14 protein-coding genes are annotated in these 13,577 nt (G+C 64.3%); 7 read left to right on the forward strand and 7 right to left on the reverse strand.

Features of this window, described 5'->3' with window-relative positions; genetic code table 11:
- Positions 1 to 16 precede the first annotated feature (16 nt).
- The 4 genes from NPS58_RS28000 to NPS58_RS28015 are packed head-to-tail and all read left to right on the forward strand — an operon-like array spanning position 17 to position 2,811.
- Positions 17 to 742, forward strand: coding sequence for an ABC transporter permease (locus NPS58_RS28000; protein ID WP_274118440.1), 726 nt, complete (start codon positions 17 to 19; stop codon positions 740 to 742).
- Positions 739 to 1,452, forward strand: a complete 714-nt coding sequence (locus tag NPS58_RS28005; RefSeq protein WP_274118441.1) for an ABC transporter permease — start codon at positions 739 to 741, stop codon at positions 1,450 to 1,452. The genes NPS58_RS28000 and NPS58_RS28005 overlap by 4 nt, the downstream gene beginning before the upstream one ends.
- Positions 1,453 to 1,455: 3 nt before the next feature.
- Positions 1,456 to 2,304 (forward strand): ABC transporter ATP-binding protein, encoded by an 849-nt coding sequence (locus NPS58_RS28010; protein WP_274118442.1) that lies wholly within the window; start codon positions 1,456 to 1,458, stop codon positions 2,302 to 2,304.
- A gap of 12 nt (positions 2,305 to 2,316) precedes the next feature.
- A complete protein-coding gene (locus NPS58_RS28015; RefSeq protein WP_274118443.1) occupies positions 2,317 to 2,811 on the forward strand; it encodes an Lrp/AsnC family transcriptional regulator in 495 nt (164 codons plus the stop codon).
- A gap of 12 nt (positions 2,812 to 2,823) precedes the next feature.
- Here NPS58_RS28015 and NPS58_RS28020 read toward each other — a convergent pair whose 3' ends face one another.
- The 7 genes from NPS58_RS28020 to NPS58_RS28050 form a co-directional block, all read right to left on the reverse strand.
- A complete protein-coding gene (locus NPS58_RS28020; RefSeq protein WP_274118444.1) occupies positions 2,824 to 3,876 on the reverse strand; it encodes an AI-2E family transporter in 1,053 nt (350 codons plus the stop codon).
- A gap of 11 nt (positions 3,877 to 3,887) precedes the next feature.
- Positions 3,888 to 4,682, reverse strand: coding sequence for a DUF4892 domain-containing protein (locus tag NPS58_RS28025; RefSeq protein ID WP_274118445.1), 795 nt, complete (start codon positions 4,680 to 4,682; stop codon positions 3,888 to 3,890).
- 115 nt (positions 4,683 to 4,797) lie between these two features.
- Positions 4,798 to 5,652 carry an alpha/beta hydrolase gene (locus tag NPS58_RS28030; RefSeq protein WP_274118446.1) on the reverse strand — a complete coding sequence of 285 codons (855 nt, stop codon included), beginning with the start codon at positions 5,650 to 5,652 and terminating at the stop codon, positions 4,798 to 4,800.
- A complete protein-coding gene (locus tag NPS58_RS28035; RefSeq protein ID WP_274118447.1) occupies positions 5,649 to 6,443 on the reverse strand; it encodes an alpha/beta fold hydrolase in 795 nt (264 codons plus the stop codon). Before NPS58_RS28035 ends, NPS58_RS28030 begins: the two co-directional genes overlap by 4 nt.
- Before the next feature lie 141 nt (positions 6,444 to 6,584).
- On the reverse strand, positions 6,585 to 7,040 hold the full coding sequence (gene sixA / locus NPS58_RS28040) for a phosphohistidine phosphatase SixA (protein ID WP_274118448.1): 456 nt from the start codon (positions 7,038 to 7,040) through the stop codon (positions 6,585 to 6,587).
- The gene (locus tag NPS58_RS28045; RefSeq protein WP_274118449.1) at positions 7,037 to 7,384 is read right to left on the reverse strand and encodes a DUF4389 domain-containing protein; all 348 of its coding nucleotides are present in this window, start codon (positions 7,382 to 7,384) and stop codon (positions 7,037 to 7,039) included. The genes sixA and NPS58_RS28045 overlap by 4 nt, the downstream gene beginning before the upstream one ends.
- Before the next feature lie 15 nt (positions 7,385 to 7,399).
- Complete coding sequence (locus NPS58_RS28050; protein WP_274118450.1) at positions 7,400 to 8,425, reverse strand: NAD(P)H-dependent glycerol-3-phosphate dehydrogenase; 1,026 nt, start codon at positions 8,423 to 8,425, stop codon at positions 7,400 to 7,402.
- Between the two features lie 172 nt (positions 8,426 to 8,597).
- On the opposite strand from NPS58_RS28050, the gene NPS58_RS28055 reads away from it, so the two are divergent.
- From NPS58_RS28055 to NPS58_RS28065, 3 genes are read left to right on the forward strand one after another with little or no spacing between them, the layout of a single operon-like run.
- Positions 8,598 to 10,709, forward strand: coding sequence for a TonB-dependent receptor plug domain-containing protein (locus NPS58_RS28055; protein WP_274118451.1), 2,112 nt, complete (start codon positions 8,598 to 8,600; stop codon positions 10,707 to 10,709).
- A complete protein-coding gene (locus NPS58_RS28060) occupies positions 10,709 to 11,608 on the forward strand; it encodes an ABC transporter substrate-binding protein (protein WP_274118452.1) in 900 nt (299 codons plus the stop codon). Before NPS58_RS28055 ends, NPS58_RS28060 begins: the two co-directional genes overlap by 1 nt.
- The gene (locus tag NPS58_RS28065) at positions 11,605 to 13,530 is read left to right on the forward strand and encodes a response regulator (RefSeq protein WP_274118453.1); all 1,926 of its coding nucleotides are present in this window, start codon (positions 11,605 to 11,607) and stop codon (positions 13,528 to 13,530) included. Before NPS58_RS28060 ends, NPS58_RS28065 begins: the two co-directional genes overlap by 4 nt.
- Positions 13,531 to 13,577: the final 47 nt, after the last annotated feature.

Raw genomic sequence — 13,577 nt, forward strand, 5'->3', positions numbered from 1 at the left:
GACGAGAGCCTTCCCTGTGAACAACTTTTTCCAATCTACCGGCTGGCACGCCTTGAGCTTGCAGGGCTTCGGCCCGCTGTTGCTGCAAGGCACCTGGATGACCGTGAAGCTTGCCCTGCTATCGTTGGCCCTGAGCCTGGCCCTGGGCCTGCTCGGTGCCAGCGCCAAACTCTCGCGCCTGCCGGCGCTGCGCCTGCCGGCCACCCTCTACACCACCCTGATTCGCAGCGTGCCGGACCTGGTGCTGATCCTGCTGATCTTCTACACCCTGCAACTGTGGCTCAACGATGTGACCGAGCTGCTGGGCTGGGACTACTTCCAAATCGACCCCTTCACGGCCGGGGTCATCACCCTGGGCTTTATCTACGGTGCCTACTTCACCGAGAACTTTCGCGGGGCGATCCTCAGCGTGCCGGCAGGTCAACTGGAGGCGGCCACCGCCTACGGCCTGAGCCGTGCGCAGCGGTTTCGCCTGGTGCTGTTCCCGCAACTGATGCGCTTTGCCCTGCCAGGTCTCGGCAACAACTGGCTGGTGCTGCTCAAGTCCACCGCCCTGGTGTCGATCATCGGCCTCGCCGACCTTGTGAAGGCTGCGCAGAACGCCGGCAAGACCACCAACAACACCCTGTACTTCCTGATCATCGCGGGGCTGGTCTACCTGCTCATCACCACCCTTTCCAATCGCCTGTTCAAGCACCTTGAGCGGCGCTACAACACCGGCATCAAGGAGCTGGCACGATGATCGAGCTGATTCAGGAATACGGTCTCGCCTACCTCTACAGCGATGGCGCCGGGCTGTCCGGGCTGGCCATGACCCTGTGGTTGTTCATCGTCACCATGGTCGTGGGCTTCGTGCTGTCGCTGCCCCTTGCCCTGGCGCGGGTGTCGCGCAACCTGTGGCTGCGCTGGCCGGTAGAGGTGTACACCTTCGTGTTTCGCGGCACGCCGCTCTATATCCAGCTGTTGATCTGCTACACCGGCCTGTATGGCCTTGAGGTGGTGCGCGAGCACACCCTGCTCGACCAGTTCTTTCGCAACGCCCTGAACTGCACCCTGTTGGCCTTCGTGCTCAACACCTGTGCCTACACCGTGGAGATTTTCGCCGGGGCCATTCGCAACATCCCCCATGGCGAGATCGAGGCGGCCCAGGCCTATGGCCTGCACGGCTGGCGCCTGAACCTGTTCGTGGTACTGCCGGCTGCCCTGCGTCGTTCACTGCCGGCCTACAGCAATGAACTGATCCTGATGCTGCACGCCACCTCCCTGGCCTTTACCGCCACCATCGCCGACATCCTCAAGGTGGCCCGGGACGCCAACGCCGCCACCTTCCTGACCTTTCAGGCCTTTGGGGTGGCGGCGTTGCTGTACATGTTGCTGTCTTTTGCATTGGTCGGCGGCTTTCGCCTGGCCGAACGACGCTGGATGCGTTTCCTTGTTCCTGCCCGAGGCTAAACCATGACCCTTTGCGCAACCTCCTTGTCGACCGCCACTCCCCCTGCCCACCGCCCCAGCCCGCGTATCGCGGCCGTGACCCAGGACGCCACGGTCAAGCTCAGCGTCCAGGACTTGCATAAAAGCTATGGCGAACACCAGGTCCTCAAGGGCGTATCCGTCAATGCTCGCAAGGGTGATGTGATCAGCCTGATCGGCGCCAGCGGCTCGGGCAAGAGCACCCTGCTGCGTTGCATCAACTTCCTCGAACAACCCGATGCCGGCGTGATCACCCTCGACGAGCAACGCATCGAAATGCGCCAGGGTCGTACCGGCACCCGCGCGCCACACCCCGCACAACTGCAGGACCTGCGCACGCGACTGGCGATGGTGTTCCAGCACTTCAACCTCTGGAGCCACATGACGGTACTGGAGAACATCTGCCTGGCGCCCCGGCGCGTGCTGGGCGTCAGCGCCGAAGACGCCCAGGCGCGGGCACGCAAGTACCTGGACAAGGTCGGCCTGCCAGCCCGCGCCGCCGACCAGTACCCGGCGTTCCTGTCCGGTGGCCAGCAGCAACGGGTGGCCATCGCCAGGGCTTTGGCCATGGAGCCGGAGATCATTCTGTTCGACGAGCCCACCTCGGCGCTCGACCCGGAGCTGGTCGGCGAAGTGCTCAAAGTGATACAGACGCTGGCCGAGGAAGGTCGTACCATGCTCATGGTCACCCACGAGATGGGTTTTGCCCGTCAAGTGTCGAGCCAGGTGTTGTTCTTGCATCAGGGCCGGGTCGAGGAACAAGGAAGCGCCGAGATACTTGACCAGCCGCAGAGCGAACGCCTGCAGCAATTTCTTTCCAACCGTTTGAAGTGAAGCCGAACCTGCATGGATACCAAGGTCAACAGCCCACACGCCACGCCGCCTCTGGACCGGATCGACGAAGCGATCATCGACGTGCTGCGCCATAACGGGCGCATCACCTACGAGAAGCTTTCGTCACTGGTACACCTCACCCCCCGACCGTGCCTGGAGCGGGTGCGCAAACTGGAAAGACGGGGAGTGATTCGCGGCTATGGGGCGATCATCGATGTGCAGATGGTCTCGCCGGGGCTGTCGTTGCTGGTGCTGGTAGCCCTGTCGAACCAGAGCGGGCGCAGTGCGCAAAAAGCCTTCGAGGCGTGCGTGCGGGCCTGTCCGCAGGTGTTCGATTGCCAGTTGATCAGTGGCCATTTCGACTACAGCCTGCGCATGCGCTGCCGCGACATGGAGCACTACCGTGTGCTGACCGAAACCTGGATGAACAACGACGAACTGCATATCGACAAGCTGGTGGCGCATCCGGAGCTGGCGGTAGTGAAAAACACCGCCCCCCAGCTCTGAACACCCCCTGACTCAGACGCGTGGCGGCACTTGCTGCTCGCTACGCGTCCAGTCCAGCAACAGGCTGTAGGCCACCGCCAGCAGGGTCGGGCCGATAAACAGACCGATGAAGCCAAAGGCCAGCAAGCCGCCAAACACCCCCAGCAGCACGATCACCAATGGAAGGTTGCCACCGCGGCTGATCAGGTAAGGCTTGAGCACGTTGTCCACGCCACTGATGATGAACGTGCCCCAGATCCCGAGAAAGACCGCCATGCCGTACTCACCCTGCCAGGCCAGCCAGGCGGTGGCCGGTACCCAGGCCAGCGGTGGCCCCATGGGAATCAGGCTAAGCATGAAGGTGACAATGGCCAGCACCAGCGCACCCGGGACGCCGGCAATCAGGAAGCCGATCAGGGCCAGGACCGCCTGGGCCGCCGCCGTCCCGATCACACCGTTGACCACCCGCTGTACCGTGCCGGCGACCAACTCCAGGTAATACTCGGCGCGCTCGCCAATCAACCGCTCCAGCAGGCGCAGCACGAACGCCGCAAGTCGCGGCCCGTCGCGGTAGAAGAAGAACACGAACACCAGGCTCAGGGTCAGCTCTAGGATCCCGCCGCCGATCTGCGCGCTGCGTGCCAGCAACCAGTTGCCGACCTGCCCCAGGTACGGCTTTACCGTTGTCAGCAAGGCCGCCCCCTGCTGGTCGATGGTGTCCCACATCCCCACCAGCCTTGGCCCCACCAACGGCACGCCGCCCAGCCAGCCCGGGGCATCCGGCAGGCCGTCGACCTGTACATCGCGCACGAACGCCGTGGCATCGCGAATATGGTCGGCCAGGTTGAAGCCAAGCCACACCAGCGGCAGGGCCACCAGCAGTATCCACAAGGTGGTCAGCAGGCCGGCGGCAAGGATTTCGCGACCACCGAGCAGACGGGTCAGCAGGCGCATCAGCGGCCAGCTGGCATAGGCCAGGATGGCGCCCCAGAGCAGCGCCGACATGAACGGGGCCATCACCCACAGGCCTGCACCGAGCAGGGCGAGCAGGATGATCTGTACCAGCAGGCGATCATTGTTGGGCATGCGCTTCTCGCTCAACGAATCAGTTCGACGTGAAAGCCGTCGGTCTTGGCATCACCCACCTCAAGCCTGGCCATGCGCACACCGGCCTTGCCCAGTTGCTCGCGCCAGGCCTCGGCCTGGCCGCCGCTCAGGGTTACACGCAAGGTGCTGTCCAGGTTCAGGCTGCGGCCCAGCAGCGTGACCCAGGCCTCCTGGGGCTCACCCAGATCAGGGTAGTCGAGCTTGCCGGTGTCGCGCAGCTCACGCAGCACCGTGGCCGGGGTCGGCAGCACCTCACCCAGGGGCGCGTCGGCGACGAACTCTTCTACGTGAAGGTAGGCGCGCTTGTTGCCGCGCGTGATGCTGTAGAGGGCAACCAGGGTGTTGCTCTGCTCGGCGGAGCGGCGCAACAGGATGAAGGCTTGTTGATCGTCCGCGCCACCCAGCCGGGAATTCTTGAATACCTCATTGGCCCACAGGCTGTTTTCGCCACAATCGCGGGCCTGGCACCAGAACAACGGGTAGCCGCCGTCCTGCTGCAGGGCTTCACGGGCTGCCGTGAAGGCTTCATTGGCGCTGCGCTCGGGCGGCAGCTCATAGGTGATGGAACTGACCTGACCACGGGATTCGATCTTGCCTTCGGTGCGCAACTGGCCGCTGATCTTGCGCAAGGAGCCCAGCGGATAGATCCGCTCCTGGTCGGCGGCGCTGCGTTCGACCACCACCTTGGCGTCGACCGGCACCGGCAGCCCTTCGGCCAGCAGCGGCGCACTTAACAGCACGGCGAAACTCGCCGCTACTGCGTGTCCATAGCGTTTGATACTCATCGGCAGGCCACGCCGCACGGGGCGCCAAGGCTGAATATGGGTGAAACGTTGTCGTGCTTGTTCATGGTTGTCTCCCTGTTCAACCCGCCAAGCCTCGACAGTTGCCCGCCGCAAGTCAAGAAATGCCAAAAAACTGATTGAAACAGTCTGCAACAAGCGTTGCACCGTTCTCGTCGTTCAAGTGCAAGTGGTGGCCGCCAGGCAGTTGTTCCCAGGCAAACGGGAGCTGCTCCAGCAGATCGGTGTGGCGGGCCAACATGCCATCGGAAGCGACCACCAATTTAGCCGGGCAGGCGATACGCTGAACGAAGCTGAGCGCCTGGGCCTGGCTCAGGCGCACGGGTGACGGCAGGGTCAGCCGGCTGTCGCTGCGCCACGAATAACCACCCGCCACTGGCATCACCCCACGCTGGGCCAGCAGCTCGGCCGCTTCGCGGCTGACCGCCACTTGCCCGAGCATCCGCGCCTCCACCGCCCGCTCCAGGGTCGGGTGCACGCCCTTGCGCTTGCCGTCCAGGCGCAACTGCGCTTGCAGGGCCATGCCCATGCGTTCGGCGGCATCTTCGGGACCACCGGTGGGCGGGATCACCCCGTCGATCAGGGCAAGCCGGGTCACCCGCTCGGGCAGCGAGCCTGCCAGCACCACCGAGACAATCGCCCCGAGCGAATGCCCCAGCAGGGCGAAACGCTCCCAGCCCATCTGCTCGGCAACCCGCAACACATCATGGGCGTAGTCCCACAGGGCATAGCCCGCCCCGGGTGGGCGATGCGCGGAGTAGCCATGACCGGCCAGGTCGAGCGCGACGATGCGCAGCCCCGCCAGCCTGGGTGCCAGCCGGGCAAAACTGTTGGCATTGTCCAGCCAGCCATGCAGCGCGATTACCGGTTGCCCGTCGGCAGGGCCGAACAGATGCGCCGCCAGTTCGATGTGCCCCAGGTTCAGACGGATTTCTTCGACACCGTGGCTCATGCCTGCCGCTCCTGCCAACGCCCCAACAGGCCCCTGATCAGCCGGGCGGTGTCATCGGGCCGCTCCAGCGGGAACATGTGGCCGCCCGGCAGGCTGTGGTACTCCCCCAGGGGCAGGCGTCGTACTTCGCGGGCATGGTGCTGCCTTACTATCCGGCTGTGGCTGCCACGCACCATCGCCAGCGGCACCTGCAACTGCTGGGCAGGTCCTGGGCGGGTGTGAGGAATGCTGCGGTAGATGCTGATTTCCGTGGCCGGGTCAAAACTCAACCGCAGCGACTCGCCCTCCTGGCGCAACCCATGCTGCAGGTACGCCTCCAGGCACTCGGGGTCGAACCCGCGGAACAGGGTCTTGCTGGCAAAGTACGCCCGCGCCTGCTCCAGGTCGGGGAACGCCTCCCGGCGCCCGAGGGTGCGGCCAGCCGGGGTGATCCTGTCGATAAAACCCCAGCGCTTGGCCAGTTGCAGGAGCCAGCGCTCGGGTTGGGTCAGTACGGGCGAGTCGAGCATCACTACCCCGCGGTAGCGCTCGGGGCAACGCAATGCGGCGTGCAAGTGCAGCACGCCGCCCAGGGAATGCCCCACACCCCATACGGGTTCGGGAAGTTGTTCGAGGTGATGGATCAGCTCATCGACCAGCGTCTGCCAGTTGTCATCCACCGGAAAGCGCGGGTCGTGGGCATGTTGTGGCAAGTGGCTCACGGTGTAGTCCGGGCCGAGGCCAGCAAAGAGCTTGCCGTAGGTGGCCGAAGGAAAACCGTTGGCGTGAGCGAAAAAGACCTGTTGCGACATACCCGGCAATCCGTAGGAAAAACACGTCTTGATTGTCCGCAACTGGCCAGGGCCGGGCAATGACCGTAACAGCCATCGGCGACGGCACTCCGGTCACGTGGGCCCGGGCCCTGCCACCGGAGTACCCCGAAGGCTGCCGCGTCAGGCGTGGGTCATGCTGCGCAGGGTCATCAACCCGGCCAGTGGCCAGTCGCCTTCAAGTTGCGCAAGGCTGGCAGTACCCATGCCTTCGGCGGCGCGGCTATGGCCGTGCTGGAGCATGCCGACCAGGTTCCCTACCAGAGGCTGATGGCTGACCAGCAGCACATGCTCAAGGCCCAGGGCATCGAGCGCGGCAATGACCTGGCCCGGCTCGGTGTCGGGGGTGAGCCAGGGCACAGTCACCACCGATTTATCGAAACCCAGGGCCTCGTGCACCAGCGCCGCGGTTTGTTGCGCCCGAACGTAAGGGCTGGCCAGGATCGCCTGCAGGGGCTGGCCCAGCAGGTGGGCCGCGCTGCGCAGCACTTGCTCACGGCCGTGGGCCGTGAGGTTGCGCTCGGCATCGCTACGGGCGCGGGGCTCAGCCTCGCCGTGACGCAAGACCCAGAGCTTCACAGCTTGGGCTCCTCGTCACGCACCGGGTGCGGTGCCGGCGGGACGCTATGGGCCGCTTCGCCTTCCGGCGCGCGGGGCGCTGGCCAGTCGGCGAACGGCCAGGGCTTCTGGTCGGTATGAAACGTGCCGAAACGGCCGATCTGGGCCAGGAACTGGCTCAGGCTATCGCCGAAATTCATCAGGCTGGCACTGGGTGCGCCATAGATCAGACGGTAGATCAGTTGCACCAGTACCAGGCCGCCCAAAAGGGTCTGCGCCACTTGCCACACCAGCAAGAACACCAGCATCCACAGCACGCGCAAAATGATCGACTCGCGCTGGGCCTGGTTGGGGGATTCGTTCATGTGTTGCTCCTGTACTCAGTTGAAACCGCTGGTGGAGATGAAGTCGACATCGGTTTTCGGCTCGGCGCGCATCAACAGCTCGATCACCTGGGTCAGGGTACGGCCCTCGAAGAGAATCGCATGCAGGCCGGCCACCAGGGGCATGTACACCTGCACCTGCTGCGCCTTGACCTTCAGCACCTTGAGGGTGTTGACCCCCTCGGCGACTTCGCCCAGGCGATTGACCGCCTCCTCCAAGCTCAAGCCTTGCCCCAGGGCGTAGCCTACCTGGTAGTTGCGGCTCTTGGGCGAGGAGCAGGTCACGATCAGGTCACCAACACCGGCAAGCCCGAGGAAAGTCATGGGATTGGCCCCCTGACTGACGGCAAAGCGGGTCATCTCGGCCAGCGCGCGGGTGATCAGCATGCTCTTGGTGTTCTCGCCCATGCCCAGGGCCACGGCCATGCCGGCGATGATCGCGTAGACGTTCTTCAGTGCCCCGCCCAACTCGACTCCGAAGCGGTCGCCGCTGGCATACACGCGAAAGGTGCGCCCGTGCAGTACGGCCTGCACGCGCTGGCAGAGCGCTTCGTCTTCACTGGCCACCACGGTGGCGGTGAGGGCGTGCTCGGCGACTTCACGCGCAAGGTTGGGCCCCGACAGCACGCCGATACGCGCTTGTGGCGCAATTTCTTCGAGAATCTGGCTCATCAGCTTGAAGCTTTGCGCCTCGATGCCCTTGGTCAGGCTGACCAGCATCTTGCCCGTGAGCAACTGCGCATGGGGTGCCAGCACGCTGCGCAGGGCGCTGGAAGGCAACGCGACGAAGATCAGTTCGCAGTCGTTCAAGGTGGCCAGCAGGTCGTTGACCGGCTCGACCCCAGGGTGGATCTTCACTCCCTTGAGGTAGCGCGGGTTTTCCCGGTTGTCGCGCATGGCCTGGGCCTGCTCGGGATCACGCATCCATTGGCGTACCGCGATGCCGTTTTGCGCCAGCAGATTCGCCACGGCGGTCCCGAAACTTCCGCCTCCCAGAACTGCAACCGGCTGCTGTTCAGTCATATTCAATCCGTTAAAACCAATAATAGTGGCGACCCTCGCATTATACGGAGCGACAGGGCCAGAGCCAGCGCCAGATCAGCAAATTGACGCGCGCATTGCCCTGCCTGGCGACTGGAAAATACTCGCCACTCGGTTAACATGCCCGGCTTTAACCCGATACCAAGGCCACACCGTGTCATTTGGCCCGCCCTCTTCGCGCCCTGCCGTACTGTTGACCGCCCTGTTGAGCGCCCCTGCGGTAGCCGACGACCTGTTCGTGGACACCCAGGCCATGCCCCAGGTGCTGACCGCCACTCGGCTCAAGCAATCGCCGGCCGCCGTGCCCGGCAGCATGACCGTGCTCGACAGCGCCCTGATTCGTGCCAGCGGCGCCCGCGATGTTCCTGAACTGCTGCGCCTGGTGCCGGGGATGATGATCGGCTACGGCGCCGCCAACCAGCCGACGGTCAATTACCACGGCAGCAACGTCAACGACGCCAGGCGCATGCAGGTGTTGATCGACGGCCGCTCGGTGTACCGCGCAGGCCTGGCCACGGTCGACTGGAGCGACATCCCCCTGGCCATGGAGGACATCGAGCGCATCGAGGTGTTCCGTGGCCCGAACACCGTCAGCTACGGCGCCAACGCGCTGATGGCGGTGGTCAACATCCGCACCCGCAAGCCGGCCGACAGCCACGGTACCCGCCTGAAGGTCACCCGCGGCCAGCGCGGCATCAACGACTGGTACGCAAGCCAGGGGACCGGCTGGGAAGACGGCGACCTGCGCCTATCGCTCTCGGGCATGCAAGACGACGGTTTCGATGAAGACCGCTACGGCCACGACTACCGCGACAGCCGCCGGCTCAACCGCCTGAACCTCAGCGTCAGCCATGCCCTGGCGAGCAACCAGAGCCTGGACTGGCAACTGGCGGTCAAAGAAGGCAGCAACCAGCGCCCCTACACCTATCAGCCGGTGTTCTATGGCGTCACCGAAAATGGTGACAATTCCGATGTCAACGCCAAGAACTACGCTGGCTCTGTGCGCTGGAACATCGACCTGAACCCCGAGCACAGCCTGTACGTGCAAGGCACCACCCAGCACTGGGAGCGCAAGCAGGTGTGGCGTGCCTGTGATGCAGCGATGTCGTTCAGCCCGCAATTGACCCGGCTGTGGCAGCTCGACCCCAACTACGCCGAGCAGGTAGCGCGCAACATCCTCGCCCCGCTACCGGCTGCCAGCGCAGAAAAATACGCCCTGGCAAGCGAAGCCCAGCAACAGTGGCGCAACGGCGGCTCTGACCAGGTGTGCGGCGACATCGACCAGAGCACGCGGGAAACCCGCATGGACCTGGAGCTGCAGGACACCCTGAGCCTGTCCGACAGCCTGCGTCTGGTCAGCGGCGTCAACTATCGCTATGACCGGGCCGATTCGCAGACCTTTTTCAACGGCAGCCTGGACGACAGCACCTGGCGCCTGTTCGGCCACCTGGAATGGCGCGCCAGCGAGCACTGGATCCTCCAGGGCGGCGCGATGTTCGAGGATGCCCGGCTGTCCGGCAGCTCGCTGACGCCGCGCGTGGCGGTGAACTACCTGATCACCCCACGCCATGGCCTGCGCGCGGTGTACTCCGAGGCGGTACGCTCACCCGACATGTTCGAGAACAACGTCAACTGGAGCTATCAGGTCAATAACCTGAGCCCGGCAGCGTTCGGCCAGACCAGCGCCCGCTATTTCGTCAGGACGCGAGGGCCGGGCGACCTGGACCAGGAGCGCATGCGTTCGCGCGAACTGGGCTATAACGGTTACTTCGCCGACGCCGATATCAGCGTTGACCTCAAGCTGTTCTACGATGAAATCACCGGCATGATCAGTGAGCCGCTGCGCAACAACCAATACATTGCCAGCAACAGCAACAAGGCCCGTTTCAGCGGTACCGAGGCGCAGGTGGACTGGCAGCTGAACCCCGCCGATCGCCTGCGCCTGACCTACGCTCACGTCGATGCCTGGGCGAGCAACGCTGCCGACCGCCAAATGAGCGCCCACAACAGTGGCTCTGCCGGTTGGCTGCGCAACTGGGGCCAGGGCTGGTCCAGTGCCCTCTTCTATTACGGGGACGATGCGCTGAACCAATACCGCTTCGAACGGCTGGACCTGCGCGTTGCCAAGCAGATCACCTGGGATCGCACCCAACTCGAGCTTGCGGGCATGCTCCAGCAGCGCCTGGACAATGAGCCCACCAGCAACATCGACAACTACTACGACAGCCGCCATGTCCTGTACTTCAGTGCGGAGCTGACATTCTGATGCGCCTGCTGCGGCGCTGGCTGCTGCTTATATGCCTGTGGCCACTGGGCGGGCCTTCGGCCAGTGAGATCCTGCTCACCGCGAGCCAGGACGGCCCCAGCGTCGAGCAATTTGTGCAAGCACTGCGCGAGCGTCGCCCCACCGACACGGTACGCTTCGTGCCGGTCGATAAGCTTGCCCGCCCGGCCAATCTCGACCCGGCCATACGGCTGATCCTGCTCGACAGCGCCAGCCTTGAGTGGCGCCTGACCGAAAACCCCGGCCCGCCCGCCCTGGCGCTGCGCGTGAGCCGAGTGCAAGCGGAAAAGCGCCTGGGCAAACTGCGCCCGGCCTACCTGAGCCTGCTGTGGAGCGACCCGCCGCTGGATCGCCAGTTGCGCCTGACCCGCTACCTGCTGCCCCAGGCCCGTCGCATTGGCGTGCTGTATGGCCAGCACAGCCAGTTCTTGCTCGAAGAGTTGCGCCGCGCCGCCCAGCCCATGGGCCTTGAGATTGTCGCCCAGGCCTGGCCAGACCTGCGCGACAGCCGTCCTTTGCAAACCCTGCTGCAAAACAGTGATGTATTGCTGGGCATCGACGACCCCCAGCTGTACAACCCCAAGACGGCCAAGAACCTGTTGCTCAGCAGCTACGCCCGACAAATGGCGCTGATCGGCCCCACCGCCGGCTTTGTCCGCGCCGGCAGCCTGGCCAGCACTTTGAGCGACCAGGACGACTGGCTGGCGGAGCTTGACCGCCTGCTCGACCAATCACCCGGCAAATGGCCCCGGGCCCAGTACCCGACGCACTTCCACGTCGTCGGCAACCAGCAGGTTGCCCGCGCCCTGGGGGTCGAGACCATTGATCCGCTGGCCGCCGCGCGCGCCCTGACCCTGGCCGAAGGAGAACGCAGACCATGAGGCGACGCCTGAGCTGGGACATCCATACCCGCACGCAGATCATCAGCCTGGGCCCTGCCTTGTTGCTGACCTTGCTGCTGATCAGCTTCTTTACTTTCGTGCGCATCCAGGACCTGCGCCAGGAGCTCAATCACACCGGCCAGTTGATTGCCAACCAACTGGCACCGGCCTCCGAGTACGGCGTGATCGCCGGCAACGACGAAGTGCTCGAAAGCCTGATGCGCGCCACCTTGAGCATTCCCCACGTACGCTTTCTCGAGGTACAGGACAGCAGCAACCACATCCTGGTGTATGTCGAACAGCCGGATGAACACGCCAACCGCGCCCAGCAGGTCGAGGTGTTCCAGGCACCCATTCGCCTGCAGCAGATCCGCCTGGACAACGACTTTCTGCCCAGCGGCAAGCAGCCGGTGAAGAACATCGGTGACGACTACCTGGGAAGGGTCATCGTCGGCATGTCCAATGACGCCTTCAGCCAGCGCCAGCAGGAGATCGTGATCAAGGCCGCGATCCTTGCCTTGTTCGCCCTGCTCTTTACCTTTTTGCTGGCCCGGCGCCTGGCCATGAGCCTGGCCAAGCCGATCAGCGAGATGGGCCATGCGGTCAAGGCTATCCAGCAGGGCGACTTCAACGCCCCGCTGCCGGTGGTCGACGACAGTGAACTGGGCCATCTGGCCCAGCACATCAACAACCTCGCCTGCGCCCTGGCCCAGGCCAGCCACGAGCAGCAGCAGGCGATGTCGCAGCTGATCCAGGCCCGCGAGGAGGCCGAACAGGCCAACAGAGCCAAGTCCGACTTCCTGGCCATGATGAGCCATGAACTGCGCACGCCCATGAATGGCGTCCTGGGCATGCTGCAATTGCTGGAAACCACGACCTTGAGCGAAGAGCAGGCCGAGTACACCGCGGTGGCCACCGAATCGACCGGGCATCTGCTGAAGGTGATCAACGATATTCTCGACTTCTCGCGGATCGAGCGAACCAACCTCGAACTGGAACACATCAACTTCAACCTGGGCGAACTGATCGGCAGTAGCGTGCAGTCGTTCCAGCACCTGGCAGCCCAACGCGGCCTGGACCTGATCCTGCTGTTGCCGCCGGGCATGGAGCAGCTCCACGTGGTGGGCGACCCTACGCGCATCCGCCAGATCCTGCTCAACCTGATCGGCAATGCCTTGAAGTTCACCGAGCACGGCAGCGTGCGTATCGAGCCGCGCTGGCAGGTGCTCGACCGCCAGTTGATCTGGTTCGGCTGTGCGGTACACGACACCGGTATCGGCATCGACAGCAAACGCCTGGAAACCATGTTCGTTGCCTTCCAGCAGGCCGACAGCTCGATATCCCGCCGCTATGGCGGCACGGGCCTGGGCCTGTCGATCGCCCGTACCCTGGCCGAACGAATGGGCGGCACCCTGCGCGGCGAGAGCCGTGAAGGCCTCGGCTCGACCTTCACCCTGGAGATGCCGCTGGCGTTGGCAGACCAGCCCTCGACCCGCGTGCCCAGCCTGGTCGGCGACGCAGAAGATGAAGGCCAGGGCCGACGCATCCTGCTGGTGGAGGACAACCCGGTGAACCAGACCGTGATCGAAGCCATGCTGCGCAGCCTGGGGTTCGAGGTCTGCGTGGCGGTGGACGGCGCCCAGGCGGTGACCCAGGTCGCCCGCCAGCGCTTTGCCGCTACCCTGATGGATTGCCGCCTGCCGATTCTCGATGGCTACGAGGCCACCCGGCGCATTCGCCAGCTACCGCAGGCCGCCGCCATGCCGATCATCGCCCTGACTGCCAATGCCTTGCAGGGCGATCGTGAACGCTGCCTGAACGCGGGAATGAACGATTACCTGGCCAAGCCCTTCAAACGAACTGATTTGCAGCAGATTCTTCTGCGATGGCTGCCCGATCAGTCAGCTGCGACTGGCGATTAATCTGAAATTGCGGCAGTCTTATGGACTGGACAGGCCCCTCGAAAGGC

Origin of the sequence: Pseudomonas putida (assembly GCF_028682455.1) — a bacterium.
GTDB classification, from domain to species: Bacteria; Pseudomonadota; Gammaproteobacteria; order Pseudomonadales; family Pseudomonadaceae; genus Aquipseudomonas; species Aquipseudomonas putida_AA.

What these genes read in the sequence shown, in the direction of transcription:
- NPS58_RS28005 (WP_274118441.1), top strand. Translation starts at nt 739, where the DNA reads ATGATCGAGCTGATTCAGGAATACGGTCTCGCCTACCTCTACAGCGAT.
- NPS58_RS28010 (WP_274118442.1), top strand. Translation starts at nt 1,456, where the DNA reads ATGACCCTTTGCGCAACCTCCTTGTCGACCGCCACTCCCCCTGCCCAC.
- NPS58_RS28015 (WP_274118443.1), top strand. Translation starts at nt 2,317, where the DNA reads ATGGATACCAAGGTCAACAGCCCACACGCCACGCCGCCTCTGGACCGG.
- NPS58_RS28020 (WP_274118444.1), bottom strand. Translation starts at nt 3,876, where the DNA reads ATGCCCAACAATGATCGCCTGCTGGTACAGATCATCCTGCTCGCCCTG.
- NPS58_RS28025 (WP_274118445.1), bottom strand. Translation starts at nt 4,682, where the DNA reads ATGAGTATCAAACGCTATGGACACGCAGTAGCGGCGAGTTTCGCCGTG.
- NPS58_RS28030 (WP_274118446.1), bottom strand. Translation starts at nt 5,652, where the DNA reads ATGAGCCACGGTGTCGAAGAAATCCGTCTGAACCTGGGGCACATCGAA.
- NPS58_RS28035 (WP_274118447.1), bottom strand. Translation starts at nt 6,443, where the DNA reads ATGTCGCAACAGGTCTTTTTCGCTCACGCCAACGGTTTTCCTTCGGCC.
- NPS58_RS28045 (WP_274118449.1), bottom strand. Translation starts at nt 7,384, where the DNA reads ATGAACGAATCCCCCAACCAGGCCCAGCGCGAGTCGATCATTTTGCGC.
- NPS58_RS28050 (WP_274118450.1), bottom strand. Translation starts at nt 8,425, where the DNA reads ATGACTGAACAGCAGCCGGTTGCAGTTCTGGGAGGCGGAAGTTTCGGG.
- NPS58_RS28060 (WP_274118452.1), top strand. Translation starts at nt 10,709, where the DNA reads ATGCGCCTGCTGCGGCGCTGGCTGCTGCTTATATGCCTGTGGCCACTG.
- NPS58_RS28065 (WP_274118453.1), top strand. Translation starts at nt 11,605, where the DNA reads ATGAGGCGACGCCTGAGCTGGGACATCCATACCCGCACGCAGATCATC.